Annotated in this window: 25 protein-coding genes and 2 pseudogenes; 11 read left to right on the top strand and 16 right to left on the bottom strand. The window is 39.2% G+C overall.

What is annotated here, in order from left to right:
* Positions 1-18: 18 nt before the first annotated feature.
* The 6 genes from H6G59_RS20030 to H6G59_RS20005 form a co-directional block, all read right to left on the bottom strand.
* Positions 19-666 carry an HAD family hydrolase gene (locus tag H6G59_RS20030; protein WP_190717561.1) on the bottom strand — a complete coding sequence of 216 codons (648 nt, stop codon included), beginning with the start codon at positions 664-666 and terminating at the stop codon, positions 19-21.
* A gap of 14 nt (positions 667-680) precedes the next feature.
* A complete protein-coding gene (locus H6G59_RS20025) occupies positions 681-1,022 on the bottom strand; it encodes a 4Fe-4S binding protein (RefSeq protein WP_190717559.1) in 342 nt (113 codons plus the stop codon).
* 9 nt (positions 1,023-1,031) lie between these two features.
* Entirely contained in the window at positions 1,032-2,693 is a 1,662-nt protein-coding gene (locus tag H6G59_RS20020) for an FAD-dependent oxidoreductase (protein ID WP_242038927.1), read from the bottom strand.
* Positions 2,694-2,713: 20 nt separating this feature from the next.
* Positions 2,714-3,208, bottom strand: a complete 495-nt coding sequence (locus tag H6G59_RS20015) for a GNAT family N-acetyltransferase (protein ID WP_190717555.1) — start codon at positions 3,206-3,208, stop codon at positions 2,714-2,716.
* Positions 3,209-3,223: 15 nt separating this feature from the next.
* A complete protein-coding gene (locus H6G59_RS20010; protein WP_190717554.1) occupies positions 3,224-4,534 on the bottom strand; it encodes a sulfatase-like hydrolase/transferase in 1,311 nt (436 codons plus the stop codon).
* 402 nt (positions 4,535-4,936) lie between these two features.
* Positions 4,937-5,155, bottom strand: a complete 219-nt coding sequence (locus tag H6G59_RS20005; RefSeq protein ID WP_190717552.1) for a hypothetical protein — start codon at positions 5,153-5,155, stop codon at positions 4,937-4,939.
* 324 nt (positions 5,156-5,479) lie between these two features.
* On the opposite strand from H6G59_RS20005, the gene H6G59_RS20000 reads away from it, so the two are divergent.
* The 4 genes from H6G59_RS20000 to H6G59_RS27120 all read left to right on the top strand — a co-directional run bounded on the left by H6G59_RS20000 (position 5,480) and on the right by H6G59_RS27120 (position 7,171).
* Entirely contained in the window at positions 5,480-6,298 is an 819-nt protein-coding gene (locus H6G59_RS20000) for a class I SAM-dependent methyltransferase (protein WP_190717549.1), read from the top strand.
* A gap of 145 nt (positions 6,299-6,443) precedes the next feature.
* Positions 6,444-6,713, top strand: a complete 270-nt coding sequence (locus H6G59_RS19995) for a glutathione S-transferase N-terminal domain-containing protein (RefSeq protein ID WP_190717547.1) — start codon at positions 6,444-6,446, stop codon at positions 6,711-6,713.
* A gap of 144 nt (positions 6,714-6,857) precedes the next feature.
* Entirely contained in the window at positions 6,858-7,067 is a 210-nt protein-coding gene (locus tag H6G59_RS19990) for an HAD family hydrolase (RefSeq protein WP_199332088.1), read from the top strand.
* Complete coding sequence (locus tag H6G59_RS27120) at positions 6,995-7,171, top strand: HAD hydrolase-like protein (protein ID WP_422602808.1); 177 nt, start codon at positions 6,995-6,997, stop codon at positions 7,169-7,171. Before H6G59_RS19990 ends, H6G59_RS27120 begins: the two co-directional genes overlap by 73 nt.
* A gap of 233 nt (positions 7,172-7,404) precedes the next feature.
* Here H6G59_RS27120 and H6G59_RS19985 read toward each other — a convergent pair.
* Positions 7,405-8,091, bottom strand: a pseudogene (locus tag H6G59_RS19985) (SDR family NAD(P)-dependent oxidoreductase).
* Between the two features lie 181 nt (positions 8,092-8,272).
* On the opposite strand from H6G59_RS19985, the gene H6G59_RS19980 reads away from it, so the two are divergent.
* From H6G59_RS19980 to H6G59_RS19960, 5 genes are all read left to right on the top strand, one after another.
* Positions 8,273-8,878 (top strand): nitroreductase family protein, encoded by a 606-nt coding sequence (locus H6G59_RS19980; protein WP_190717545.1) that lies wholly within the window; start codon positions 8,273-8,275, stop codon positions 8,876-8,878.
* Between the two features lie 19 nt (positions 8,879-8,897).
* The gene (locus H6G59_RS19975; protein ID WP_190717543.1) at positions 8,898-9,569 is read left to right on the top strand and encodes a glutathione S-transferase family protein; all 672 of its coding nucleotides are present in this window, start codon (positions 8,898-8,900) and stop codon (positions 9,567-9,569) included.
* Positions 9,570-9,779: 210 nt separating this feature from the next.
* Complete coding sequence (locus tag H6G59_RS19970) at positions 9,780-11,093, top strand: MFS transporter (RefSeq protein WP_339327984.1); 1,314 nt, start codon at positions 9,780-9,782, stop codon at positions 11,091-11,093.
* Between the two features lie 15 nt (positions 11,094-11,108).
* Positions 11,109-12,305: an MFS transporter gene (locus H6G59_RS19965; RefSeq protein WP_339327983.1), complete on the top strand. Its 1,197-nt coding sequence runs from the start codon at positions 11,109-11,111 to the stop codon at positions 12,303-12,305.
* Between the two features lie 56 nt (positions 12,306-12,361).
* Complete coding sequence (locus H6G59_RS19960) at positions 12,362-12,751, top strand: DUF1932 domain-containing protein (protein ID WP_190717540.1); 390 nt, start codon at positions 12,362-12,364, stop codon at positions 12,749-12,751.
* Positions 12,752-13,035: 284 nt separating this feature from the next.
* Here H6G59_RS19960 and H6G59_RS19955 read toward each other — a convergent pair whose 3' ends face one another.
* Positions 13,036-13,932 (bottom strand): PEP-CTERM sorting domain-containing protein, encoded by an 897-nt coding sequence (locus tag H6G59_RS19955; protein WP_190717538.1) that lies wholly within the window; start codon positions 13,930-13,932, stop codon positions 13,036-13,038.
* 274 nt (positions 13,933-14,206) lie between these two features.
* On the opposite strand from H6G59_RS19955, the gene H6G59_RS19950 reads away from it, so the two are divergent.
* The gene (locus H6G59_RS19950) at positions 14,207-14,677 is read left to right on the top strand and encodes a GNAT family N-acetyltransferase (RefSeq protein ID WP_190717536.1); all 471 of its coding nucleotides are present in this window, start codon (positions 14,207-14,209) and stop codon (positions 14,675-14,677) included.
* 524 nt (positions 14,678-15,201) lie between these two features.
* Here the strand turns inward: H6G59_RS19950 and ychF are convergent.
* The 6 genes from ychF to H6G59_RS19920 all read right to left on the bottom strand — a co-directional run bounded on the left by ychF (position 15,202) and on the right by H6G59_RS19920 (position 23,579).
* Positions 15,202-16,293: a redox-regulated ATPase YchF gene (gene ychF / locus H6G59_RS19945; RefSeq protein ID WP_190717534.1), complete on the bottom strand. Its 1,092-nt coding sequence runs from the start codon at positions 16,291-16,293 to the stop codon at positions 15,202-15,204.
* Positions 16,294-16,338: 45 nt separating this feature from the next.
* Positions 16,339-16,542 (bottom strand): hypothetical protein, encoded by a 204-nt coding sequence (locus H6G59_RS19940; RefSeq protein WP_190717645.1) that lies wholly within the window; start codon positions 16,540-16,542, stop codon positions 16,339-16,341.
* Positions 16,543-16,636: 94 nt separating this feature from the next.
* Positions 16,637-19,804: an MFS transporter gene (locus H6G59_RS19935; RefSeq protein WP_190717532.1), complete on the bottom strand. Its 3,168-nt coding sequence runs from the start codon at positions 19,802-19,804 to the stop codon at positions 16,637-16,639.
* A gap of 821 nt (positions 19,805-20,625) precedes the next feature.
* Positions 20,626-20,928 (bottom strand): hypothetical protein, encoded by a 303-nt coding sequence (locus H6G59_RS19930; protein ID WP_190717530.1) that lies wholly within the window; start codon positions 20,926-20,928, stop codon positions 20,626-20,628.
* A gap of 5 nt (positions 20,929-20,933) precedes the next feature.
* Positions 20,934-21,125, bottom strand: a complete 192-nt coding sequence (locus H6G59_RS19925) for a 2-oxoisovalerate dehydrogenase E1 subunit beta (protein ID WP_190717528.1) — start codon at positions 21,123-21,125, stop codon at positions 20,934-20,936.
* A gap of 111 nt (positions 21,126-21,236) precedes the next feature.
* Positions 21,237-23,579: a GIY-YIG nuclease family protein gene (locus H6G59_RS19920; RefSeq protein ID WP_190717526.1), complete on the bottom strand. Its 2,343-nt coding sequence runs from the start codon at positions 23,577-23,579 to the stop codon at positions 21,237-21,239.
* Positions 23,580-23,691: 112 nt separating this feature from the next.
* On the opposite strand from H6G59_RS19920, the gene H6G59_RS19915 reads away from it, so the two are divergent.
* A complete protein-coding gene (locus H6G59_RS19915) occupies positions 23,692-25,152 on the top strand; it encodes an aminotransferase class I/II-fold pyridoxal phosphate-dependent enzyme (RefSeq protein ID WP_190717523.1) in 1,461 nt (486 codons plus the stop codon).
* 370 nt (positions 25,153-25,522) lie between these two features.
* On the opposite strand, the gene trpC is transcribed toward H6G59_RS19915, so the two are convergent.
* Positions 25,523-26,398, bottom strand: coding sequence for an indole-3-glycerol phosphate synthase TrpC (trpC, locus tag H6G59_RS19910; RefSeq protein ID WP_190717521.1), 876 nt, complete (start codon positions 26,396-26,398; stop codon positions 25,523-25,525).
* A 127-nt stretch (positions 26,399-26,525) separates the two neighbouring features.
* Positions 26,526-26,705 (bottom strand): annotated as a pseudogene (locus tag H6G59_RS19905) (HetP family heterocyst commitment protein); the annotation flags it as partial.
* Positions 26,706-26,708: the final 3 nt, after the last annotated feature.

Genomic DNA, 26,708 nt, shown 5'->3' with positions numbered 1-26,708 from the left:
ATTTTTAGCTTCCCAACGCTAAAGAAGCAGTTGAGAAAGTTGCCGCATATCATTAAAAACTATTTTCGCTCCAGCAGCAGTAAGAGCAGTAGGATAGCTATGTTGGGCATAACCAAAAACGGTCATTCCTGCCGCATACGCAGCTTGCACACCCGGTACAGAGTCTTCAATTACAACACAATGTTCTGGATTTGTGTTCATTTGCTCGGCTGCATAGAGATATACATCAGGAAAAGGTTTAGGACGCAAAACATCATAACAGCTATATATTTTTCCTTCAAATTGATGTAGAAGTCCTGTTAATTTCAAGACAAATTGAATATGGTGTTGGCTACTATTTGATGCTACACATTTTGGTAAGGTAATTTGCTCCAATAGTTCGGTAATGCCCGAAACTGCCTGTAACTCTTGCTGCATTGCAGCGAATTCTCGTTCCTTACAAAGTTCAATAAAATTTTTCGGCAATGGTTTCTGGTAGGATTGCTCGATAATCTCTAAACAAGTTTTGAGAGATTTTCCTATAAATTTTTGAGTTACTTCTGCATGGGTGATAGGAAAACCAAATTCAGTGAGCGTTTCTGCAAAAATGCGATTGATAATTGGTTCACTATCAACCAACACTCCATCACAATCAAAAATTACAAGTTTGAACTCTGTTTTGCCCATGTTGTTGCCTCAAATTAACTTTGATAAGGACGGGGCAGTTGACGCAGTTTATGAGCAGTATCTAACTCACTATTGTTTTTCTTGCCATATCCCCAACCCAAGATCCGACGATATTCACCCATAATGCCACTTGCAATTAAATCATCCTCATTGACTGCAATCTCGGTATGAGATTCCGGTGCAACATAAAGCGCATCCGCAGGACAATATGCCTCACACATAAAACAAGTTTGACAATCTTCCTTGCGGGCGATCGCAGGTGGTTGATTGGGAACTGCATCAAAGACATTGGTAGGACAAACTTGGACGCAGAGATTGCAATTAATACAGAGTTTATGGCTGACAAGTTCGATCATGATCTTCCGTTAAGATTTGGATACAGAGTATGTAGTTTGAGTGGTTAATACTGATGGTGTACCGATTTCATCCTTAATCCAATCACGCCTAACCCAAAGCCTATCTAAGCCTCCTGTAGCTTGGTAATAAAGCTGATTGGGATCGGTTTCAGGATAGTCCACACGAATATGTTCGCTTCGGGTTTCCTGACGATGTAAGGCACTAAAATAAGCCCAACGTGCTACTGCCGTGAGAGCAGCCGCTCGCCGAGAAAATTCCATATCGCGCACTGTATCTTGTTTTGGATTGCCTTTTACCTGTTGCCACAGTGTTTCTAATTTGGCGAGGGAATCTAAAAGTTTCTGCTCAGAACGCAAGTAATTCTTCTCTAACGGGAATATTTCAGATTGGACAGCACGTGCGATCGCCTCACTATCGAATGTTTCTGAAGTTGAAGACTGCGATGGGCTACGCCCCGCCATAGGCGATCGCAATCCCACTTGTCCAGCAGGACGCACTACCCGTTCATTTGCATGAATCCCCAGACTCTTGGCAAAAGCAGCTGCACCTTCTCCTGCCCATTGTCCTGTGGAAATTGCCCAAGCAGCATTAGGGCCACCACCTCCCGAAGCTAAACCTGCTAAAAACTCCCGTGATGCCGCATCACCAGCCGCGTAAAGTCCTGGCACTTTTGTACCGCAACTATCATTGATAATCCGAATTCCCCCTGTACCACGGACTGTACCTTCAAACACCAAGGTCACGGGAACTCTTTCTGTATAGGGATCAATGCCAGCTTTTTTATAAGGTAGAAAAGCGATGAAATGAGACTTTTCAACCACTGCCTTGACTTCAGAACTGGCTCGATCTAAACGAGCATAAACAGGGCCTTTCATCAAGGCGTTGGGAAGGAAGGATGGATCTCGACGACCATTGATATAGCCACCCAAATCATTACCTTCTTCATCAGTATAACTAGCCCAGCCAAAAGGAACGCCTCTTGTCACTGTGGCATTGAAAGCGGTGGAGATAGCATAGTGATTTGAAGCTTCCATACTGGAGAGTTCACCACCGGCTTCTACTGCCATCAGCATTCCATCACCTGTGTTGGTATTGCAACCCAAGGCTTTACTCAAAAATGCACAACCGCCATTCGCTAAAACTACTGCACCTGCGCGAACAGTATAGGCACGATGATGTTGTCTTTGCACACCTCTAGCACCTGCTACCGAGCCATCTTCAGCTAATAACAGTTCTAAAGCCGGACTTTGATCTAGAATCTGCACACCCACTCGCAAAAGGTGTTTGCGAAGGATTCGCATATATTCCGGGCCATAATAACTTTGGCGTACTGATTCACCGTTTTCTTTAGGAAAGCGATAACCCCAACTTTCCACTAAGGGCAAACTCAGCCAAGTTTTTTCGACCACACGCTCGATCCAACGCAAGTTAGCGAGGTCTTTGGCCACACGATAACGTTCTGATACAACTTTTTCCCAATTCTCAGGAGAAGGAGCCATGATGCCATTACCACTGGCCGCAGCAGCACCACTTGTACCGAGAAAGCCTTTATCAACAATGATTACTTTGACACCTTGAGATGCGGCGGCCGATGCTGCCCAAGCTGCGGCAGGGCCACCACCAATTACCAGCACGTCAGCAGTTAGTTGTAGTTCATTTTCTGTAATCAATTCCTTGTCCTCCTGATTCGTCAACTATGTTTTTCTAAACTGTTAAAAGATAAAGATGCTAAAACAGGTTCAGGTTCCCAATAATATTCAACATTCGGTTGACCGTTAAATTCATTAATTGAAAATGTTCTCGCTTTAAAACCGTGTTTTTCATAAAATGCACGAGCCTTAATATTTTCTTGTAATGTGTAAAGATTCAGTCCTTGAGGACACAATCTTTTAGCAAGATTCAGTAATGCTGACCCAATACCTAAATTTTGGTAATTCTCATCTACAAAAAGCTGGCTTAAACATTGTTCTTTCGTCAGGATAACTGCAAAACCAGCAATTTTGTTTTCAACGTCAGCAACAAAAATATCCCCGTCCTTTACTAATTCATAAAATTTTTGTTTCCATTCAGAATATGGTTGTGGGTGCTGGAGATGGGGAAAGGTTTGATGCCATGTTCCATACCAAAGTTGAACAATATTCTCTAAATCCTCTGGCTGATAATCACGAATTTTGATTGATTTCATACTCAAGCCATTGATTCAAACTAAATAAGGTTCTAATTCAGATTCCCATGTCTGATATTTAGACCTTAATTCTTCAAATATTTCTCTATGTTCTACTTGGAGATCAATTTCTTCTTTTTCATCATGAGCAAGATTAAAAAGATATTCATCTTTTCCCACTTTCAAATACTTCCAGTCTCCACTACGAACCGCACCTTGTTTAACTCTGAGCGGTAAACCAGGTCGGTTATTTCCCTTATGTCTCCAAAATAATGTTCGAGCATGAGCAGGAATTTCACCTTGAATAATAGGCAGTAAATTTTCACCATCCAAAGGATAATTAAGGTCGGAATTAGTTTGCGTTGCTGCCAGAATTGTAGCTGTAATATCATGGGTGATGATTACTTGATCACTTATTTGATTTGGGGCAATAACTCCAGTCCAACGAATAAAGGTAGGAACTCGGATTCCACCTTCATATAAATTTCCTTTTTTGCCTTGAAAAGTCCCAAAATTAGAGAACTTTTCCCCTCCATTATCACTAGCAAAAATCACGATGGTATTTTCAGCTATTCCGGTATCTTCTAAAGCTTGCAATACTCTACCAACACCATGATCTAGACTCTGTACAACTGCTGCATAAGATTCTGCTGTACCTGTGTTAACCCAATTTTGTAGATTATCTCTACCAATTAAAGCGTTACTTAGTTCTATATCTTCAGCCCCTTCCCAAGGCCAATGAGGTGCAGTGTAATGTAAGCTGAGATAAAAAGGATTGCTACGAGGAAGTTTGATAAAATCTACAGCACGTTCAGTAAATATGTCTGTGATGTAGCCTATTTCCTCAACTTTTACGTCAGCTTCCCAGAGGTCAGGTTCTCCACTAGTATCTACATGACGAAAGTAATCAATTGCTCCACTAAAGTTACCAAAAAATTCATCAAAGCCACTTTTTAATGGGCTATATTTGGGCAAATAACCACAATGCCATTTTCCAATTAAGGCTGTTTCATAATCATTTGCTTTTAATAAAGAGGCTATGGTGGGATGTTCTGGAGGTAGTCCAACAGTGTCTCCTATTTGCTGAAAACTTAGTAAGGGTTCATAATTTCCTATTGCTAGTCTTCCTGGATAACGTCCTGTAAAAAAACCAATTCTGGTGGGTGTACAAACTGGGGAATCAGAATAAGCTTGGCTAAAACGTATTCCCTCTTTTGCTAATTGGTCTAAATGGGGTGTCTGATAGTTTGTTTGTCCATCAATACTCAGATCACCCCAACCTAAATCGTCAGCTAAAATGAAGACTACATTAGGACGCTGTTTGAGAGCAAAGTTAGTAGAAACCATCTGTAATTAAATTTCTAAATTTCTGAATAATTTCTTTCATTGGTTCTAGAAAACCTTTCTGTAAGTCGTGATTACAGATTTCAAGCCCAATTCGTACTGAGTAGATATTGTGAGTATTAGCGAAGCATTTGATACTAAGGTGGGTGCGATCGCAATTGTCAGATATTCTACTTGAAAGATAATCTACAATTTATCGACCAATTTAGCGTAGTTTACAAGTATCATTACATAACTCTAGCGAGAAGACAAGTGCTGGATTCAATTAAATATACCTTTAACCAAATTTATTAATGGCTAATTGTTAGCTAGGCTAAATATATAGCCAAACTTTTCAATCAAAATGCTATTCAGGCTAAGGGAACTCCTGGAAATACAGCAGTTTCCAATTATATAAGGTACATCTTAGCCCCCTCCTCGCTTGCGGGGGTGGGGTTCTTGTACCTCATAACACCGGGAAGTGCTGTAAATTATCCTATCTTGTGCGGTAAGCATCCTACCTGCTATCTTTTTCCGTAGTAATGCACCATAACAGTTTATTGATGCGTTAAGGCTAACGTCCATAACACTTTGGTACTCATTACTCGCTAATCGGTAGGGAATTGTAGCAGTTGCATTTGCCATAGGTATCTCTCTTTGGTATATTTAGAAATTATAATAATTAGATAGCTTTAGGTTTAGGCAGCCATAATATTTTATTGTCAAAAGACTTGAATTTTACCCGTAGTCATGCCATACTCCTAAAATAATCTACGTTAAGTCGGTCAACAAAGAGTAGTTTTTATTTTGTCCCAAGTATTAAGCCCATCAATTATCCACACCCATTTAGGGTGATGCACAGATGGCTGTCTACAGTCATGTCTGCGTTTGTTTTGGTATTGAAAAGATAAATAGTAGTGATTTTTCCCAAACAGAAGAGGGTTTCATGAGAATTTGGAGTTTAAACTAATGGTTACAACTATTTCTACCTACGATTCAACTTTATTTCAAGGTGCTGCTTGGTATTATGCCCGTTATCGCTCGAAATATCCCCAAGCGTTGTTTGACTTGCTAACAGATTTGTTTAAACTCGATGGTCAGGGAAGATTGCTAGACCTTGGTTGTGGTGCGGGATTAGTGGGGATTCCCTTTCATAATCGTTTTGCGGAAGTAGTGGGACTTGATCCAGATGCAGAAATGCTCAAAGAAGCCCAAGAACAGGCCGCAGCAGTGGGAGCAACGAATATTCGCTGGGTTCATGACCGTGCAGAGTCAATTTCTGAGGAATTAGGTAAATTTCAATTAGTGACAATGGGGCGATCGTTTCACTGGATGGAGCGAGAATTGGTACTTTCCAAACTAGAGAATCTAGTAATTGATGGTGGTGGAATTGCCATCCTCAAGACTAATGATAACGCTTGGGAAAGCGATCATCTTTGGAAACAAACTGCGATCGCAGTAGTTAAACGGTGGTTAGGGGAGCGTAGACGCACAGGTAAAGGTGGAGAAGGTGAATGGAAACCTTTAGCAGTACCCCATGAAGAAGTCCTCAAGCAGTCCTCTTTCTCTCGTTTAGAAACTTACGAAATAAAATCTCCCCAACATTGGACGATAGACTCTTACATCGGCTACATCTATTCCACCGCCTTTGGTTTACCCTCTTTCTTTGGTGAAAACCGCGAGAAATTTGAAGCAGATTTAAGAGCTTCCTTACTAGAAGTCGAACCCTCTGGAGAATTTACTGAAGAACTGCCAATTACAGCCTTAGTTGCTTGGAAAGAAAAATAGAACCAATTTCTATTAAAAAAGCCAAAGAATGAGAAATTACAGCGATCGCTCAAATTCTGCGTGAATATCTACCTATCAAATGAGCGATCGCTATGATTTTCTCTCTGGTTTCTACCCCTATTAAAAACTTTAGTATACGTTTCTCATGAAGTTATTCTACACTTCTAACTCTCCTTACGCACGGATAGCACGGGTAGCTGTACTGGAACTAAATATCAGTCATCTGATAGAGATGCAAAAAGTCACTGTTGGAGATCCAAACAGCGAAATATTGCATTACAAACCGACAGGTAAAATACCAACTCTGGCAATTGATAATGGATTTATGACAATACCGTTAAAGCTAATTAATTCTTTATTAAATATGCAGAATTCAACATATTTTAAATATTTCCTAAAGTTGAAAAATAATTAAACTAAAAAACCATTATGTTATGTAGCGACAAAAACAACCCCAATATTTGGAAGAAGAATTATATTTGACTATTGAATTAACTGTAGCCAATCGTTAATCAAGAAAAATTAATTTAATGATTTTATCAGAATTCACTAAATCTATATGATTAAAGCAGTTCTCTTTGACTTAGATGGAACATTACTTGACCGTGAGGTATCACTGCAACAGTTTATCAATTCACAATATGATAGATTTGCACTGCAACTGAGTCATATTGATAAAATAGATTACATTACTAGATTTGTGCAAAAAGTGTATTTGTTGGTGATCATCCAGAAGCTGATATTTTGGGAGCAAAAGGAGCAGGTTTAAAAGCTATTTGGAAACGTAACTCAGTTTGGGCAGAACCTCAAGATGTAGATGTAATTATTGATGAACTCAATGAAATACCGTCCATTGTTGAGCAACTAAAGTGATAGAAGAGTGATTTTTAGCGTTAAAATAAAAGCTGTAAATTGTTCAACTAATACCAAAATTAAATAATGGGCAAGAATTTACTATAGTCAAAATTTTCTATCAGGCTGATGAATTGCAAGCGCATCTAGAAAAAATTGGGTTTAAAACCCAAGTAAATTTGACGGATAACTATTTTATCTATGCGAATGGCCAGAAAATTTAATTTTCCTACCATCGCCGTAAGTTAAATTTTTTAAAATGGTTCAACCCAAGGACGTAGTTCCACTTCCCATGTCCAAGCATTGCGCGGTTGATGGAGAATGTTAAGGTAAGTTTGAGCGATCGCATCTGGATCTAAAAAACTATCAGGTTTGTCAGGAGACTCTTGACGAGTTGCAGAACGAATTGCCCCATCAATAACAAAATGAGCTACGTGAATATTCTTCGGTGCAAGTTCACGGGCAATACTTTGAGCTAAACCGCGTAGGGCAAATTTACCCATTGCAAAAGGCGCAGACTGAGGATAACCTTTCACACTGGCGGAAGCCCCTGTAAAGAAAATTGCGCCTCTACCTAAAGCTAACTGGCGTTTCGCAGCTGCCTGTGCAACTAAAAAGCCCCCTCAAGTAATCTCCAGTGTCTTGGCAACATCAGCAGGGTCAAGCTCAATTAATGACCCTCTAACTCGCCAACTGGGATTATAAATCACTACTTCTGGCACTCCTAGTTTTTCTTCAACTTGCTGAAAAAGCCGATTTACATCATCCGGTTTAGAAGCATCAGCCGCAAAACTCACAGCGCCAATCTCTTGAGTTAAAGCAGAGAGTTTATCAATTTGCCGTGCTGCTAACGCTACGGTGAAGCCTTCTTTTGTCAATAACCGAGCTAATGAGGCGCTCAGTCCGCTTCCTGCACCAACAATCAATGCTGTGTTTGTCATTTGCTTAATTTTGGTAATTCATTAAGTAACTTAAATAAACCACGATTAATCTATCAAAATACCGTACTATATAATTTGGTTTTGCAGAAATAAATTTTCCTCACTTGTGCCTGTAGACAGTGGCAACAGATATACCAGCAATCATTGAGATATAATATATCAAGAAGGAAATCCATAGAGAATGACGGAAAAACTTGCTCCAACGCAATACCCTGTCCATGAGTTGATTCGCAGTCGGTGGAGTCCCAGAGCTTATAGCAACCAACCTGTGGAACAAGACAAGTTACGCTCAATCTTAGAAGCGGCTCGTTGGGCCCCTTCTTCCTATAACCATCAACCTTGGCGGTTTATTGTTGCCACTAAAGACGACCCAACAGAATATAATCGTCTACTTAGTGTCCTAGTTGAGTTCAATCAAGGATGGGCGAAAAATGCGCCTGTGTTGATACTTGCGGTTGCTAAACTGCACTTTGATGATGGCAAGGTAAATCGGCACGCTTTTCATGATGTTGGGTTGGCATTGGAAAATCTAGCCATTCAAGCAACGGCTTTGGGTTTATCTGTGCATCAGATAGCGGGATTTGATGTGGATAAAGCCAGAAAAGAATATCAAATCCCAGATGAATATGATCCTGCAACTGCTTTAACAGTTGGCTATCCAGGAGATCCACAAATTCTTACTGACGGATTAAGAGAACGAGAATTAGCTCTTCGCGTCCGCAAGCCATTACAGGAATTTGTATTTAGTGGAGAGTGGGGAAATACATCATCTTTGTTAAAAGATTAATTCACAAAGGAATCTCAACATGGCTGACATCAAGATTTACAGCGCGGTAGTTTGTCCTTATGCTCACCGTACACGCTTGGTACTCCAAGAAAAAGGTATAGATTTCGATTTAATTGAAATTGATTTGCAGAATAAACCGGAAGGATTTACAAAGGTTTCTCCCTACGGAAAAGTACCCGCAATTACACATGGAGAAAATAGCGTTTGGGAATCAGCAGTAATTAATGAATATCTAGATGAGGTTTTCCCAAATCCACCGCTTTTACCCAACAGTCCTATTGCTAAAGCTCAAGCTCGCATCTGGATTGATTTTGCCAATACTAGATTAGTTCCTGCTTTTTCTACTCTCTTGCGGAATCCAGATCCCCAAAAACAAGAAGAAGCCAAACAAGAACTCTACAAACACCTGGAATTCATTGAAAACGAAGCTTTCGGGAAACTATCAGGAGAAGGGCCTTATTGGTTTGGTGAATCTATCAGTTTGGTTGATTTTACCTTCTTCCCTTGGTTTGAACGTTGGCCTGCTCTGAAGCATTATCGTGGCTTTGGAGTACCTGCGGAATTCACTCGTCTGAAACAGTGGAAACACGCTCTTAAAGAACGTCCATCAGTGAAGGCGATCGCTAACTCTAAAGAGTTCTATATTGAGCGATATGCTAAGTTTGCTACTCCTGTTCCTGTTGCTGCTTAGTAAAACTACGGTTTAGGCATTTTCATCTACAAGGGTAAAACATTAATTATTAGGGTGTGTTATGCCAGAGGCTAACGCACTTTTCTTGTGCAATATTAACGCCTTATTTTAATTTCCAAAAATGCAGTAATTTTCCAAAATCAAGGTGTTTGTATTTTAAAAACTATGTAACACTAATGATTAGATGACCTAAATAAAATCAGAGCAATTGTGATTTTCTGGCTGCAAAGAACGATTTATCTGCATCTCCCGGCATTTAAATCCCGGAACTTTCGACTCTTCTTTAGTGGACAAACCATGTCCTTGTCTGGGACATTCATGACCCAGGTAACGATTTCCTGGTTAATCTATGACTTGACTAAGTCTGCTTGGTTGCTTGGTTTAACTGGGTTTTTGCAATTTATCCCTACCCTATTGCTAACTCCATTTTCTGGGGTTTTGTGCGATCGCCTTCCGGCGGGCGCTTTGCGCCATCGCTGGAATCAACGAAATTTACTAATGCTGGTGCAAGTATTGGGAATCATCGTCTCATTCACTCTCACCACACTCACCTTTTTAGGATTGGTAAATTTTTGGTTACTGATGATTGTCGCTATTTTGGGTGGATTGTTGAAAGGATTAGATATGCCAGTGCGGTATGCGATTGTGATCCAAACAGTTGATAACCGTGATGATTTGGGAAATGCGATCGCCCTTTATTCTGCCATGCTCAGTAGTTCTTTGTTAATTGGGCCTGCTATTGGTGGAATGTTACTAGCTACTGTCGGAGCTAAATATTGCTTCCTCTACGATAGCCTCAGCTACGTTGTGGCTTTGGTGACACTGGCAGCAATGAGACTAAAACCAAATTTAACGTCAGACATACCCCAAACCAACAACACCTGGCAAAAATTGCAAGAAGGATTCAGCTATGTTTACAAAGCATTACCAATTCGCGTCATTCTATTACTATTAACATTGCATGGTTTAGCAGGTGCTTCCTACATGGCCATCCTCCCCATATTTGCCGCAGATATTCTCAAAGGAGACGGGGGTACGATGGGTTTATTGAGTGCAGCTAGTTCCGTGGGTTCGCTCCTGGCCTGCGTTTATCTCAGTTTGCGTCGGCAAGTATTAGGTTTAGAACGGGTAATGGCATTGTGTCCAGCAACCATTGGCATTGGACTAATTGCCTTTGGCCTATCTGGTCAAATTTGGCTATCCTTATTGATTCTCGTTGTCATCGGTGGGGGTAGTATGCTCCAGGTTTCTTGCGGTAACACAATTATTCAAACCTTAGTGGAAGACGATAAGCGGGGTAGAGTTATGAGTCTCTATTCTTTAGCTGTCATTGGCACATTACCCTTGGGTAACTTAATGGTTGGCAGTCTGGCCCAAAACATCGGTGCGTCGTATACAGTAATGGGGTGCGGTATAGTTTGCCTTTTTGAAGCAATCTGGTTTACTCGACAGTTACCAATTTTGACAAAATGGATCAAACTCAAAACTACCTCTTCCAATCAGTTACTGAACTCTACAACGTAATTACGAGAAATACCAGTGACTAAAATCATTGCAGAAAAAATAAATAATCCGCGTGTCTCATTACTATTATTAGGTGCTATCTCCTTCATGGTCATAGCAGATATGCGAGTCGTTGATCCATTGCTCCGTATTATTGCCAATGACTTTGGAACTACCGTAGGAAATACAGCCGCAATTATTTCCGCATATACAATTCCCTATGGACTGTTTCAATTAATTTATGGGCCTTTAGGAGATAGGATTGGCAAACTCAAAGTGATGACCGTAGGAATATCCATCTTTGCCATTGGTACAGCCTTGTGTGCCTTTGTACCCAATCTTCCCCTCTTAATCTTATTGCGATTTCTCACCGGAATGTTTGCAGCGGCGGTTATCCCCCTTTCCATAGCATATATCGGTGATAACTTTCCCTATGCAGAACGACAAACAGCAATTGGACGTTATCTGAGCGCCTTAATGTTAGGTCAAATCCTCAGTAGCAGTTTAGGCGGTATCTTTGGGCAATTTATCAGTTGGCGTGAAATCTTTTTATTGTTTGGGGTTACGTCCATGTTGGTGGCGATCATTTTTTGGCAAGCAACACGGCACATACCACATCAGTCTCGAACCCAAACAGGTAATATTTCCTCAAGTTTGAAACCATATTTGCAACTGATGACTAAACCGGCGGCTCGTCTAGTCATCACTGCGGTGTTTATTGAAGGTTTCTTCTTATACGGTGGCTTTGCATACATTGGTGCATTTATTCGAGATAACTATCATCTACCATATATCACTATTGGAATCCTACTCAGTGGCTTGGGTATGGGTGGACTACTTTACAGCATTTCCGTTAAACGGCTCGTACAACAATTAGGTGAAAAAGGGTTAGTTATGGTTGGTGGTTTATTGGTTGGTAGCTGTTACTTATCCATTACCATCTTGCCATCTTGGATACTATTTATTCCGGGTATCATCCTGCTTGGACTTGGTTTAAACATGATGCACAGTACCTTACAAACTCAAGCCACAGAACTATCTCCTGAGTCACGGGGAACTGCGGTTTCTCTGTTTGCATTTAATCTATTTTTGGGGCAGGGTATTGGTGCTGTTGTCTTAGGTCGGATTGTAGATAATACCGGTTATAAAACTTGTTTCATCGTCTGTGGTATTGCTGTGGCAGTGTTGGCAGTTTGGTTTGCTAATCAAATGCGATATCTCAAACAAACATAAAATCCTAGTTTTTGAATGAGGATGGTCATGATTTTTGGTGGAATTAGTTTTTCACAGTGATCAACGCCTTACGGTATCAAAGGTTAACTCATGCAAAAGGTGAAGGATTAACAGCTATTAGCACGGAATTACTAATTGCTGCTCATCGTCTTAATTTAGATCAGGAACTTTGGCAAGAATTATCTACTAGTCAAAAAGAATTGTTAGAGTATCTGAATCGTCAAATTCCGACAATGCTACCGAAAGCGCACCGTTGGGTAGGAGAAATGGAAGAAATAGCAGATACCTTTGGTGCAGTTGGTTTGACAGAACGTACATTTGAAGGTGCAGCAGATATTTATCGCTTCGTTAAAGAAACATCTTTAGGAAAGGAAACTCCAGAAGAACGGGATACTTCACGACAGCTTGCTGATATTATTGCTATTCTTTCCCAGGATAATATTTGATTTAAGAATTCAGGAGTCAGGAGTCAGAATACAGATAAAATTCCTTCACATATAGGAGAATTTTTTGGTTATGTAGCCACCTTATTAGTTTGAAATTGAGTAATTTGTGGTTACAGCGAATCTACCTTACAGCAGTGAGTATTTTAGCAGCCGTAACACTTCGTAAATCTATACAATCTAATTTATGTAATTAACAGATACGTAGGTAGTAAACTTGATTAATGGTGCGTTACGGTTTTGCCTAACGCACCCTACAACTATTCATCCCTACCGCATAGGCATTGTCAAACAGAGCGAGAAACTCGCTTTCTCGTAATCGCCGAACCTGCTCCAAAAGCACCCATCGCCAATAACCCTAATAAAGTCCCAGGTTCGGGTACAGGTTTAGGATCAATGGAAATTTGTGACGTGCTAATTTCAGCAAAATCAAATGCAGTGTAAGGTTCGTTAGGCGCGTTAAAGTCAACTCTCAGAAAACCATCATAAATTGAGCCATTCGCCGTAAACACATCACTAAAGTCTAGTTGTACAAAAGCGGCTTGAATGAGGCCATCTTGTGTACCGGGTTGTGCGGTTACGGCTCTAGTAAACGTTGTACCATCAGCACGGGTGAAATCGACCTGTGCAGGTATAACCTCGTAGTCACCAAAAACGAGATTGAAAAATAGAGGAACGTTAGCAATGATATCGCTTTGATTCACAAAGAAATCAAACTTAAAGCCTGGTTGGTTGCTTAACGTTGCAGGATTGCCATCTCCTGGAAAGGGGTGCGTTGTCGCATTCGGAAACGTATTGCGAAAACTGGTGGATAGTGAGATATCGGTATATTCTGAACCCGTACTCCCTTTGTCAGTAAACCCTCCGCCCGTTAAAAAATTTCCAGCTTTCTCTGCTGCTGAACGATTATCAAAATCGTCTCCTGCACCTGTGGCTAGTACTCCGTTTTGGTTCAGATCGGGTAGAAAGTCACCTGTACCGAGTACACCAACTCCATCTACATTCGCAGGGCCGCCGTATGCGCCTTGGTATCCTGTTGCTGTTCCGTACCCGAACCCATCAATATCACCAATCCGAATTGCACTGAAAGCAGCCGCCTGCGCTGAAGGGGTGAATACTAAGGTTCCTAATGCGAGCAAGCTAAGTCCAGTTGCACCTTTAAGGAAGTTATTTCGCAAAATCATTAGGTATTTTTTGTTAGTAGGTATTAATAAAATTATCTTACACTACTTATTTTTTACCCAGAAAGTAGAATTAAGCAAGTTTACTGAAGCTTTATATAAACATTGTTTGATGTTTACCAAAACTTTAGGAGTTACGCATTGACAATAAATCTCATCCATGTCTGCTAGACAGCACAAGTATTAGTAAACTTGATTAATGGTGCGTTCCGGTTTTGCCTAACGCACCCTACAAATACTATAAATTTGTTACATTCAATGATCACTCGCATTTTTCGTGTCAGAGTCCCATTGGAACTTCATCAAGAATTTGAGTCAAAATTCCTCAAAGTATCAGTTCCACTTGTTCAATCATATCCAGGTTTGGTATCTGTCACTAGAGTTAGTAATTTTTTCAAAAAACAATCCATCTGGTTCTGTCGTTGGACAATGTAACTTTACAGGAATTATGCGGGGACCATTTCAAGCTTGTTATCTGGGTTACAATTTCGATTATCGAGCGGTTGGACATGGTTATATGTTTGAGGCTCTAACAGGAGCGATCGCGTATGTATTCAATGAGTTAAAACTTCATCGAATTATGGCTAACTACATACCAACTAATGTAAGAAGTGCAAAGCTATTGAGACGATTAGATTTTCTGACAGATGGATACTCGCGGGACTACTTATTTATAGCAGGTCGCTGGCAAGATCATGTTTTAACATCTCTTACTAATTATGAGATGAAAACCCCAAGTCAATTTTAGATTTTGAGAGTGTTGAAAATGTGATATTCAGCCAATTTACTCTTCACTTTAGTACACAAAAAAGCTTTGCGAATTTTCTAAATATCAACATAGTAAGAAGTTTTAAAAGCTAACAAACAAGTAACGAAATTAGAGCAGGAAGAATTTCCAGATAAATCTTTAATTGAATTGAGTAGTTTGATTATGCTACTTTTTGAAGTGCGGAATATGGGTTAAATATACTTAGAGTGGGCAATGACAAATTTATCGAAACAATCGGGTCTAAAACCTCGCCTTAAAAGGCGAAAAGTTTTTGGAGCGGGGCATAAATCCCCGTTACAAAAACGGCCTTCTGCCTCCTGCCTCCTGCCTCCTGCCTCCTGCCTTCGTTAACAAGGGTTTGGTGGGCAATGTCCACCCTACGAAATTTAAAATTTTTTAAATATCATTTATGATTCCTGTAGCAATCTTAAATTAGTCGTGAATAAAAAGTTAGTTCTGAGCAAGGGTGCGTTATGCTGTGGCTAACGCACCTGATCTACTTGCTACACATTAAAACGGAATAACATTACATCACCTTCTTGGACAATATACTCTTTTCCTTCACTTCTGACTAAACCTTTTTCCTTGGCTGCATTCATCGAACCATGTGTTACTAAATCATTATACGCAACAGTTTCAGCGCGAATAAATCCCCGTTCAAAGTCAGAATGAATTACTCCTGCGGCTTGGGGTGCAGACATTCCGGCATTAATTGTCCATGCGCGGGTTTCTTTGGGGCCGCAGGTAAAATATGTCCGCAAACCTAAAAGGGTGTAAGTTGCACGAATCAAAGATTTTAAACCACCTTCTTTGACACCCAATGATTCCAGAAAGTCAGCTTTATCTGCTTCTGGTAATTCCACTAATTCCGCTTCTACTTGTGCAGAAACAATCACGACTTGAGCATTTTCTTGAGCAGCAACTTCTCGCACTCTTTCCACAAAATCATTCCCAGTTGCTAAGTCATCTTCAGAAACATTAGCAGCGTAAATAATTGGTTTATTGGTAAGTAATCCTAAGCCTTTAATAATTTCAGCTTCTTCTGCATTCAAACTGACTTGACGAACTGATTTACCTTCATTTAAAGCTGCGGCTAATTTTTCCAGAATTGTAATTTCAAATTGTGCATCTTTGCTGGTGCGTGCTAGTTTGCGAGTTCTATCAATACGGCGTTCAATTTGGAATAAGTCTGATAAACCAAGTTCTAAATTAATGATTTCAATATCTCGCGCTGGGTCAACTGAACCGGCAACGTGAATGATATCATCATTTTCAAAACAACGCACGACATGAACGATCGCATCAACTTCCCGAATGTGGGATAAAAATTGATTACCTAGTCCTTCTCCTTGACTTGCACCTTTCACCAAACCGGCAATATCGACAAATTCGACACGGGCGGGTACGATTTGTACTGAAGTAGCAATTTTTGCCAAAACGTTTAACCGGTCGTCTGGTACTGAGACAATGCCAACATTCGGTTCGATGGTGCAAAATGGAAAATTAGCGGCTTCGGCTTTAGCGTTAGCCACTACAGCGTTAAATAAGGTTGATTTTCCGACGTTGGGAAGTCCGACAATTCCGGCTCTTAGCATTGTAAATTTTAGATTTTGGTTTCAACTATCCACTATAAAGATAATTCAAACAGGTTGAGGAATGGTTTGGGGAATTGGTGCTGGTACGGTTTGGGGAATTGGTGCGGGGACTGTTTCTGGTACTGGTTCCGGGAAAGGTGGGGGAATGGTTGGCTCTTGTGGTGTAGGCTGAGGACGTGGTGGTAGGGGGTTGGTTTCAGGAGTGGGAATTTGGGGTTCGGGTATGGAGATAGCAGCGGGATTAATCATGGTCAGTCTAACTTGATAATGATGTAAAAAACGTTGTAGAGACGTTCCATGGAACATCTCTACATTTAAAAAGATGATTCTTGGGAAATCGCCTTTAAACAAATAGATTGGGAGTAATTACGGCTAAAACTCCACCTATTGCTGACGCAACTAGGGAGACAACAGCGGCGTTAAATAACCACCAAGCCGCATCTGCAAGGGCTTTTTTACTATCAATTGCTTGTTGTTTGGCTTGTTCTCGAATAGCTTGGAGTCTTCTTTGGGTTTCTTGCTGGATGCGTTCGGCTCGGTGTAATACGCTATCCCGCGCTGATTCAACACGATTGATAATCTGATTAGCTTGCTCTGGGGAGATATCTGAACGAGAACTGAGGAGAGCAACTAGGGTATCACGATCAAATTGACTTAAGCGATCGCGCAATGCTTCAAATCCAGCTTGCGGATCATCGAAGATTTTAGCAACATCATGCTGAATGCCTTCATAACTGAGTTCGGGACGGTCTAAGGCGTTGAGATAGTCGCGAACTCTGCCAAAAACACTGTCAACTAGCGATCGCATTCTTTGCTGAATTTGCTCGAATTGTTGAACTATCGAGTCACGCACAGATTCAATTTGGTCTACAATTCGGTTTGCTTCTTCTTCAGAAATATCCTCACGTTGAGAAAGCAAAGCTACCAATGTAGAACGGTCAATTCTGGAAACACGCTCACCTAAAGTCCCAATACCTGCGCGGGGTGAAGACAGCAACAATTGCAAATCGCGTTTGATTCCTTCAGGATTCAATTCTTCTTTGTTGGTGTTACGGAGGTAATTTTCCAGATTGGCTTCAAAATCTAGCACTTGTTTAGTCGTGCGTTGCGCCAAACGTTGGGGTGCTTTAATAATATTAGCGATCGCTTGTTGTACAGAGTCGATGATTTGATTAACTTGCTCTTCACTCAAATCTTCGCGTCCAGCCAGCAATTTAACTAATGTTTCCCGATCAAATTGTGAAAGGCGATTACGTAATGCTACAGCACCTTCTCTGGGATCATTCAACAACTGTTGCAAATCTCGCTGAATACCTTCTGGATTGAGTTCTTCTAAGTTGGTATTTCGCAGATATTCCCTGATTGCTGTTGTTGTTTGTTCATACTGCTCTTGCGCTTTTTCACCAACTTTTTGTGGTGCTTGCAGAATATTATCTCGTACTCTTTCCAAAGAGTTTAGAGTTTGGTTAATTTCTTCTTCACTTAAATCTTGACGCTGACTTAATAATTGTACTAACGTATCTCGGTCGAACTGTGATAAGCGAGAACGCAAAAGATTTATTCCGGCTTGCGGGTCTTCTAACAAGACTTGAAAATCACGCTTGATAGCATCAGGATTGAGTTCTTCTTTGTTAGTATTCCGCAGATAATCTTCTACTCTTTGACGCAATTCATCAGCTTTATTTCTGGCTTGTTCTTGCAATTCTCTAGCCCGATTGATAATATTCTCACGGGTGCTTTCGAGTTGACCAATAATATTGTTATTTTCTTCTTCGCTAATATCTTGGCGTTGCTGAAGTAATGGTAAAAAAGTATCCCGATTAAATTCACTCAACCGTTCCTGTAAATCTTCAAAACCAGCTTCTGGATCTTCTAGAATAACTCCAAAGTTGCGCTCAATCCCTTCTGGATTTAATTCTTCTTTATTCGCATTCCGCAAATAATCTTCTATTTGACTGCGAAGATTTTGTGATTTTTCCTGTTTTTCTGCTTGTTGAACAATGGGTAGAACTTCTTGGCGAATATTTTCTAATTGTTCCGCAATTTCTCGCTTCCTGTCTTCATTGATGTCAGCCCGTTGTTGCAACAAATTAGAAAAGTAATCTTGATTGATTTCTTCTAAATTATGGCGAACATTGCTGGGGTTGGCATTGGGGTCATAAATGACTTCTCTAAATTCATCTTGAATCGTCAGGTGGTTAAAATGCCAAGGGAAAGAATTAAGGATATATTCTTCTACATCTGCCTTGATATTATTCTGAGGTTGCGTGGATAATCTTCCACCTAATTGAGTACCTAATTTACTTGCTTGTTCACTGGTTTTATTCAGAACCTGTTTCAATTGTTCAATAATTTTATTGACATCGACATCTTGAGCTTTACTGCCAATTTTTTGCAATTCAGTTGTGATTTCTTGAACATTGATATCAGAAATATTAGCTCTTTCTAATACTGCTGTTCCTGCTGCACCTAAGCCATATTGAATAGCTTGTTTTAGCACACCATTGGTTTGCTTACCGTTTCCCCCAACAGTGATCAGTTGTTGCAGCCTTTCACCTAATTTTTCTGATTTTAATTCTTCTGGACTAGCAGACTTCAATAAATCCAGCACTTTTCCCGTCGTATTTTGGCGATTTAAAACTTGCTTCCAAGCATCCTCTAGTTGGTCAGCAATTTTATTTACTTCTTCTTGAGAAAAGTCTGTCCGGCTGCTGATTAAATCAACAAAAGTCTGACGATTGATATTTTTTAGAAGTTCACTATTGCCGATATCTCGCAAATCTACATCTTTTAACAACTGGTCAAATTGACTTCTAATTTCTTTGACATCTAGCTGTGGTAACTGTAAAGAACTCAAAGAACTTTGCAAAGTATTTCTAATACTGTCAGCATCAAAACCAGAAGTTAATTCTCGTCGCACTGCGGCGGTAATTTCTTCAGCCGTAGAAACCATCTGTCTTTGAGCAACATTAGCACCAATAGCAGAAGTCGCTGTACCCAACAAACCTTGAATACCATTCGTTACAGTGCTAACAAAAGAACCAATTAATGAACCTACAGCATTAGAACCCAGCCACATAATGACTGTGAAGTAGGTAGACCAAATAACGACACCGATTATTGCACCCAAAAACGCACTTTGAATTAAGCTGAGTTTAACCGCTAAAAAACAAGCGATAAACAATGCAATACTGGAAGAAAAAATTGCCCAAGTCCCAATCTTCGCTTCAACTTTGCGAATACTTCCACCTAATGTTTGTGTATCATCAACATCAGAATATGCACCAGTTCCTATAGCTGAAATTCCCGCAGCTACAGAGAGATTTGTGAATAATAATTGAAAAGCAAATGCCATGAATACACCACATAGCAAAGCCAACAAAAATTTAGGACTAGAAAAAATCAATGGTGTTTGTACGGGAGTTAACACTTTAGCAGTTGCTTTTATCGGTGCTAATCCTAAATGTAAATAGCACGACTCTAAAGTCATGATCAAATTTGAAAAAATCATTCTTTTCTCCTTAAATCTCAAGTAAAAACTACATAAGTTTAATCAACAATAAGACCTCCATAATCATCAAATTTTGAAATTGGCTCGTAGTTAGGGCTACAGCCCTAATTTAAGGTCTAAAGACCTCTCTACAAACCTTTAATTATTGACATTACTCTACTTAATTCTGCTCATTGATTGTCAGTATCAAAAGACCATCTATTATCCATCTAAAAAAGCCAATCTATTAGTAGATGTTTGACTCTCTCTCCTGACAGACAAAATGAGCAAACAAGTTTTGAGTGCTTATAAAGTGGCTAAAATCTGGTTTTAGTTTAAGGGGAGCAAATGTTGTGATTGTATACAGAGATTTCCACATTCATGAGGTACAGCAAGAAAGAATTAACCGCATAGAGAAGAGGATGAAAGCAGATAACTTGGTACTTCAGTAGACTAGAAAACCCTATAAACAGATTAGCTTCGTCTTGTCTCTAAAATCTTCTACCATTCGACACATAGGGTTCTATGCTGTAAGAGCGATATATTTAGCTGAGAACTCTGGTTGACTAAGAAAACTATAGGACTTACGCAGAAATGAAGTGACAGCCTTGATTTTTTGTAGGAGTAATTTTAATTTATATATTTTAATTTATATATAGGAATCATAAATGATATTTGATAGCTTGCGTAGCGTAGCCATAAAATTTTAAGTAGTGTAGGTAGGGCTATGCCTTACTAAACCCTCCAACGGTGGGCAATGCCCACCCTACGTATATTTCAAAAATCAAATATTAGTCCTATATAAAGGCTTCCCGTAAGCGCTACGGGCAAGCTATGCTTATTTACTTATTGTCAAACAATTCTAATAACCCAATTGTACCGACAAAAAATGTATATGTTCCATATTTGATTGGTGTCTGATTTTGAGCGGGTGCATAATAAGCCGCAATTATTCCTTCTAGAAAATGAGCCGATAATGCAACATGAGCAATTATCAAAGCGGGAGTTAAGATACTTGGTAGTTGACTGTTAGTTATTGATGTTTGGATATTCCATAATTCTAAGCCTATTGCACTGGTGATAAGTGTTATGGATATGACTTTGATAATTGGGAATAATTTTTCTTTGATATCTTTGAAGTTCATGTTGTTTAGAGAATATTTTGTAACTGAATAATTTTAGGACATTTTTCTTGATCAGGGAAATGACAGCGAACAGCATCACGAATCATTACTCGCAGTGTTTCTATATCATCAGCTTGAGTAAAAATTGATTGGCCTAATGCTGTGGCTGTATAACCACCGTCTGGATCATCTTCAACGAGAAATACAATTTCAATCATGGGGATATTTTTTGAAAGTTGGAATTATTATATAGCAGGAATTGCTGTAATCTAGCTTTAGCTAAGAATTGTACTGCTTTACGTTTAACTAAGACGTTGGTGCTAAATAAATTAATCTTTTGAGTCAGATATGGGATGTTTTTTAAGCAAATCACATCTGGTCATCCAACAGCAATTTTCCTTAGAGTAAGGCTTGCTTGGATCAATTAGCTTCAAACCCATTCCTTCTTGATACGAATCATACATATCAGCTTTGAAGTTTTCAAACATCTGCCAACTTTTACACAGAGATGTTCCTTCATAATTTTTGGCAGTTGGATTAGTACGATGATGCTTTAGTCTTGCCCAAATTTGATAGAACTTTGTTCCTACCATTCCATGAGTTTGGGCTGCTTCTCGATTGTTTTTCCACTCGCAATTATCTGGTGAATAGGGCATATTAGAGTTGAGCTTAATTAGTTTAAGCCCCTTTTTGTATGTTAGAGCCATATCTTCACAAAACAAGGCAAAATCACACCAGCGTTCACAAATTTCAGAACCGTTGTAATTTTTAGACTGTGGATTGCAAGACTCGTTTACAATTCGTCTCCAAAGTTTATACAAGTAACTTCCAAATAATGGATGAGCCTGTTGTTTACCATGTTGCCATACCCATTGGCAATTATCTTTAGAGTATGGCTGGCTTGAGTTCTTCAGTTGGAGAAGTTTTCCCTCTTCATATTCATTGCCCATATCCTCATAAAACAAAATAAAGTTTCGCCAACGATCATCTATTGGCGTTCCTCTATAAGCATCTGATTCAGGATTAGCAATATTGCGAACTAGATTAGTCCATAATCCATAAAGCCTAGTTCCTACCATCCCATGAATTTTATGTAATTCACTCTTAGGAACCCATGAACAGTTTTCTTTAGAATAAGGAAGAGAAGGATCAATCAACTTAAGACATAAACCTTCTTGATATCCCTCATTCATTTCCTCAAAAAATTTATGAAAATGCTGCCAATTTTCACAGATAATGTAACCATTGTACTCTTTAGAGTTGGGGTTAGCTGATTGGTGAACTAATCTGTCCCAATACTTATAAATTTTGGTTTTAGACATACCATGAGGTTTATTGGCATCAACCCGACCTGTATAAATTCTTTTCTCAGCAGCTTCTTGGCTAATTCCCTCTCGTTCAGCTAAAGCTTGGGCTGCTGCTTGAACAGATGGATAAAGCGTAGGATCTCCAGGAATTCTTGTCGGCTTACCTGGCGCACCACCCACCTCTCCACCTAAAGTTACATTGTAACCTTTAGGCTTAAAAGTATTAAGTTTCTTAATCCACTCACGCTCCTTAATTCGCAATTCTCCAATATCAGAAGCTTGATCAATAACTTCTAGTGTAAAATTCTCCTCTCCAAATTCAGCGATTGCTTTGTGAATGAGAGAAGCTTCTTTTCTAGAGACTTGATCTAAGTGCCTCTCCCATCTTTCTTCTATAGATGTTGTGGTCAATCCTACATATTGCTTACCATTTATACAGTTAGTAATTACATAAATTACTCCATTATCGTACCCAAACTTAGGAGGAGTAAATAAAGCTTGCTCTTTATCCATTCCTTCTGCAAGCCTTCTTCTAACAGTGGTAGAACTAACAGGAGCATTGAGTTTACGAACAGCATCTTCTATTCCATTGAAGACAATTCCATCAAATTCAAAAGGATGTCGAGGATTATGAGGTTCGTCATCAAAAGCTTGTTCTAAAGTCCAACCAGCATCTAATCTTTTTAGAACAATCCAGTAATCTTTACCCAAAATTTTGCAAGCAGATTTAATACTAGGATAAGTAACATTTTTATATTCAAATCTATGTTTTTTTGCCATAATAATTTCTTTGGAACATAGAGGACATTGACTGCCTCGAAGATGATTACTTGGCAGTTGGTTAAAAAGTCCGTGCGTTGGGCAAATGATAGCTACTTTAGTAGAGTTATTGATATAGACAACTTGGCTGTAGTCATATCTATCTTCATGTTTGATTTGAGCTTTTATAATAAATTCCTGATTTGATAAGGCTTGTCCTTCAACGGCACATTTAGCGCAACCTGATCCAGCTATGTGAGCTTTTGGTACTTGTTCAAAGTCACCATGAAGGGGACATTCAATCGTAACTTTTAAGTCAATTCGTTTATAAATTACCTTATCATAGTTATAGTATTCGCCGTGAGTTTGACGAAATTTTGCAATGATATTATTTTGATCATTCCGCATTCTCTCATTAAAGCATTTACGACAACCTACACCTTGAAGGTGATGGCTAGGAGTAATTTGAAACTCCCCATGCTGAGGGCAAATTACAATGACTTTGGTGTTAGAGCTTATGTAAAGTGCTTTGCTATAGTCATAAAAATCTCCATGTTTAGCCTGAGCTTCTTTGATAAATTCATCTTGCGTTTTGTGTTTTGGCATGGTATTGGCAGACTAAACTTATAAATTCTTAAGACAATTTAACGCTTTTATATACCTAATGTCTATAGAGACTATTTCAGTATATTTTTCAGAAAAATCAGTTTACCCAAAAATGCTCAATCAAAACCAAACCCCCCTTATAGATGCCTTAAAAGCCTGTAAAACCCGTCCTCACGCACCCTTTTACACCCCAGGACATAAACGCGGTGCGGGCATTTCCCCACTTTTAACTGATTTATTAGGTAAAGATGTCTTTCTCGCTGACTTAACAGAATTAGCAGAATTAGATAATTTATTCAAACCAGAAAATGCAATTCTCGCAGCACAAGAACTCGCAGCGGAAGCTTTTGGTGCTGAAAAAACATGGTTTTTAGTTAATGGTTCTACCTGTGGAATTGAAGCTGCAATTCTCGCTACTTGCAGAATGGGAGAAAAAATAATTCTGCCGCGAAATGTGCATTCTTCGGTTATTTCTGGTTTAATTCTTTCTGGTGCAATTCCTATTTTTATTCAGCCTGAATATGATGAAGATTTAGATATTGCTCACAGCATTACACCGGAAGCAGTAAAAGCAGCATTAGCAAAACATCCAGATGCAAAAGCAGTGCTGACAGTTTATCCTACATATTACGGTGTTTGTGGAGATTTGCAAGCATTTGTAAACCTTACCCACCAATACAATATTCCCCTTCTCGTAGACGAAGCACATGGCGCACATTTCCATTTTCACCCAGAATTACCGACTTCAGCATTAGTCGCAGGTGCAGATTTAACAGTGCAGTCTATTCATAAAACCCTTGGTGCAATGACACAGGCATCAATGTTACATATTCAAGGAAATAGAATTGATATTGATAGAGTCAATAAAGCTTTGCAATTAGTGCAATCTACAAGTCCTAGTTTTATACTTCTAGCTTCTCTAGATGCTGCACGTCAACAAATGGCTATTAACGGAGAAAAGTTGATGTTTGAGACTTTGCAATTAGCGGAAATAGCCAGAAGTCAAATTAATCAAATTCCCGGTTTATCTACTCCTCTTGCTAAGAGAGAAAAATCACCGGGATTTATAGATTTAGATAAAACACGATTAACAATTAATGTTTCTAAATTAGGTTTAACAGGTTTTGCGGCCGAAGAAATTCTTAATCAAATGGGTGTAACTCCAGAATTTTCCTCTCTTCAACATCTGATATTTATCATTAGCTTGGGAAACACAAAGGAGGATATTAACGCCTTAATTCACGGAGTAAAAAGTCTGACTCAGATACCACAATTGACAAGTCAGTACAATATATGTAAATATAGGAACGATGATAAAATAGACTATATTTCTTGTCTTTCTCCTCGTGAGGCTTTTTTTGCTGAAAGTGAGATATTACCTTTAGAAAAAACCCAAGAAAGGATCTGTGCAGAAATTATTTGTCCTTATCCTCCAGGAATTCCAGTATTAATGCCAGGAGAAATAATCACACAATCAGCTTTAGAATATCTGCAACAAATTCAGACAATGGGCGGATTTATTACTGGTTGTGCAGATACTAGTTTGAGAACTTTAAAAGTTGTCAAAGTATAGATTTATGCCAGAAGATATTTTCAATGTATTATACTAAAAATGCCTAATATCTGAACTTTACAGTATTGCATAAATGAGAGAGCGAAAACTTGAACAAAAACTCTGCGTACCTCTGCGTTTAAAAGTAAAGTTCCCAGCCGTCTATACTGCAAACGTCTCAAAACTTAACCCATCTCCAAACCTCTCCCCGTAAACGGAGAGAGGCGTAGAAGTTATTTTTTTGTCAAGAAAAAGTTAAGTTTCTAACCGTTTTGAGTATATACTCCAAAGCGATCAGCCTTGGAAACCTAACCCCCTATCCCATTCCCTGATAGAAAAGGGGGGTTTAAAGGCTTCAATCAAGACGAAAAGAACGGTTTTTCAGAAAATTTTATACTGCCTTTTTTACCAAGTCTTTATAGACAGGGGAATTAGGCTTAAGTAAACTCCGAACACTTTCTTCTAAATCTGCTTGCTGCAATAAAGAATCTCCCATCAAGACGGCATTAACACCAGCATCAGCAATGAGAGATAAATCAGCCGAAGTTTCGATTCCTGATTCACTGATCACGATAATACCTAAGTTTTGTAATTGTGATCTCCTCGCTGCCATTAATTGCTGAGTGGTGCTAACATTGACACTAAAATCTTCCAAACTGCGGTTGTTAATTGCCACTATGCGTAAATCTTCTAACTTCAGTACCCGATCCAATTCAGTTAAGTTATGGACTTCCACTACAGCATTCATTCCCAAGTAGTGAATCACACGCAAAAAGTTATGTATCTCTCGATCTGAAAGAATAGCCGCAATCAATAATACTGCATCAGCACCCGCAGCCCTTGCTAAATAAATTTGGCAGGGATCGAGAATAAAATCTTTGCACAGTAAAGGTAATGCTATTCGATGACGGATAGCACGCAAATGCTCAAAACCACCCTGAAAAAACTTTTGGTCAGTAACTACAGATAGACAAGTTGCTCCACCACGCTCATATGCCTTAGCGATCGCTACTGGATTAAATTCTGGTTTAATCACACCTTGAGTAGGTAATACTGGTTTTACCTCTGCAATCAAACTCGGTTTGTCAAGGCTTTGCTGCACAGCCGTAAAAAAATCTCGTACAGTCGGAGCAGCAGTTAATTGACGTTGTAAAGAAGCTAAAGACATTTCTTGCTGCATTTGTACGACTTCTAGCTTTTTTTGCGAAACAATTTCTCTGAGGATAGGTTGCAGCCGACTATTAAAGATACTAACTGGGTAAATCATGATGAGAATGAATTATGAATTATGAATTATGAATTTTGAATTATGAGTTATGAAATTTCATTCTTCAACTTTTCTCGTGAGGAGTTATGAGAAATGTATCTAGGCATAAACTCAATTTTTTACCTTCTCAGAAATGAATCCAATTTGACTTGATATTAAACACTTCCATATCTTTTTTGGCAGTTTGATTTTGCTGAGAACCAGCAAGTAGGCAATTATTTTTGAGCAATCTGATATAAGTACGGTAAGGTATATATTCTATAGGGTTGTGTCCAGAATAACGTAAAAGTAAAACACAAGCCCAACTAAT

The organism is Anabaena lutea FACHB-196, assembly GCF_014698305.1.
GTDB lineage: Bacteria > Cyanobacteriota > Cyanobacteriia > Cyanobacteriales > Nostocaceae > Anabaena > Anabaena lutea.
Note: the sequence above shows the minus strand (reverse complement) of the source record. Positions and strands in the feature narration are given on the sequence as shown.

Excerpts from the sequence above, each read along its gene's own strand:
- H6G59_RS20030 (WP_190717561.1), bottom strand. The coding sequence starts at position 666 with ATGGGCAAAACAGAGTTCAAACTTGTAATTTTTGATTGTGATGGAGTG.
- H6G59_RS20025 (WP_190717559.1), bottom strand. The coding sequence starts at position 1,022 with ATGATCGAACTTGTCAGCCATAAACTCTGTATTAATTGCAATCTCTGC.
- H6G59_RS20015 (WP_190717555.1), bottom strand. The coding sequence starts at position 3,208 with ATGAAATCAATCAAAATTCGTGATTATCAGCCAGAGGATTTAGAGAAT.
- H6G59_RS20010 (WP_190717554.1), bottom strand. The coding sequence starts at position 4,534 with ATGGTTTCTACTAACTTTGCTCTCAAACAGCGTCCTAATGTAGTCTTC.
- H6G59_RS20005 (WP_190717552.1), bottom strand. The coding sequence starts at position 5,155 with ATGGCAAATGCAACTGCTACAATTCCCTACCGATTAGCGAGTAATGAG.
- H6G59_RS20000 (WP_190717549.1), top strand. The coding sequence starts at position 5,480 with ATGGTTACAACTATTTCTACCTACGATTCAACTTTATTTCAAGGTGCT.
- H6G59_RS19995 (WP_190717547.1), top strand. The coding sequence starts at position 6,444 with ATGAAGTTATTCTACACTTCTAACTCTCCTTACGCACGGATAGCACGG.
- H6G59_RS19990 (WP_199332088.1), top strand. The coding sequence starts at position 6,858 with ATGATTAAAGCAGTTCTCTTTGACTTAGATGGAACATTACTTGACCGT.
- H6G59_RS19980 (WP_190717545.1), top strand. The coding sequence starts at position 8,273 with ATGACGGAAAAACTTGCTCCAACGCAATACCCTGTCCATGAGTTGATT.
- H6G59_RS19975 (WP_190717543.1), top strand. The coding sequence starts at position 8,898 with ATGGCTGACATCAAGATTTACAGCGCGGTAGTTTGTCCTTATGCTCAC.
- H6G59_RS19955 (WP_190717538.1), bottom strand. The coding sequence starts at position 13,932 with ATGATTTTGCGAAATAACTTCCTTAAAGGTGCAACTGGACTTAGCTTG.
- ychF (WP_190717534.1), bottom strand. The coding sequence starts at position 16,293 with ATGCTAAGAGCCGGAATTGTCGGACTTCCCAACGTCGGAAAATCAACC.
- H6G59_RS19940 (WP_190717645.1), bottom strand. The coding sequence starts at position 16,542 with ATGATTAATCCCGCTGCTATCTCCATACCCGAACCCCAAATTCCCACT.
- H6G59_RS19935 (WP_190717532.1), bottom strand. The coding sequence starts at position 19,804 with ATGATTTTTTCAAATTTGATCATGACTTTAGAGTCGTGCTATTTACAT.
- H6G59_RS19930 (WP_190717530.1), bottom strand. The coding sequence starts at position 20,928 with ATGAACTTCAAAGATATCAAAGAAAAATTATTCCCAATTATCAAAGTC.
- H6G59_RS19925 (WP_190717528.1), bottom strand. The coding sequence starts at position 21,125 with ATGATTGAAATTGTATTTCTCGTTGAAGATGATCCAGACGGTGGTTAT.
- H6G59_RS19920 (WP_190717526.1), bottom strand. The coding sequence starts at position 23,579 with ATGCCAAAACACAAAACGCAAGATGAATTTATCAAAGAAGCTCAGGCT.
- H6G59_RS19915 (WP_190717523.1), top strand. The coding sequence starts at position 23,692 with ATGCTCAATCAAAACCAAACCCCCCTTATAGATGCCTTAAAAGCCTGT.
- trpC (WP_190717521.1), bottom strand. The coding sequence starts at position 26,398 with ATGATTTACCCAGTTAGTATCTTTAATAGTCGGCTGCAACCTATCCTC.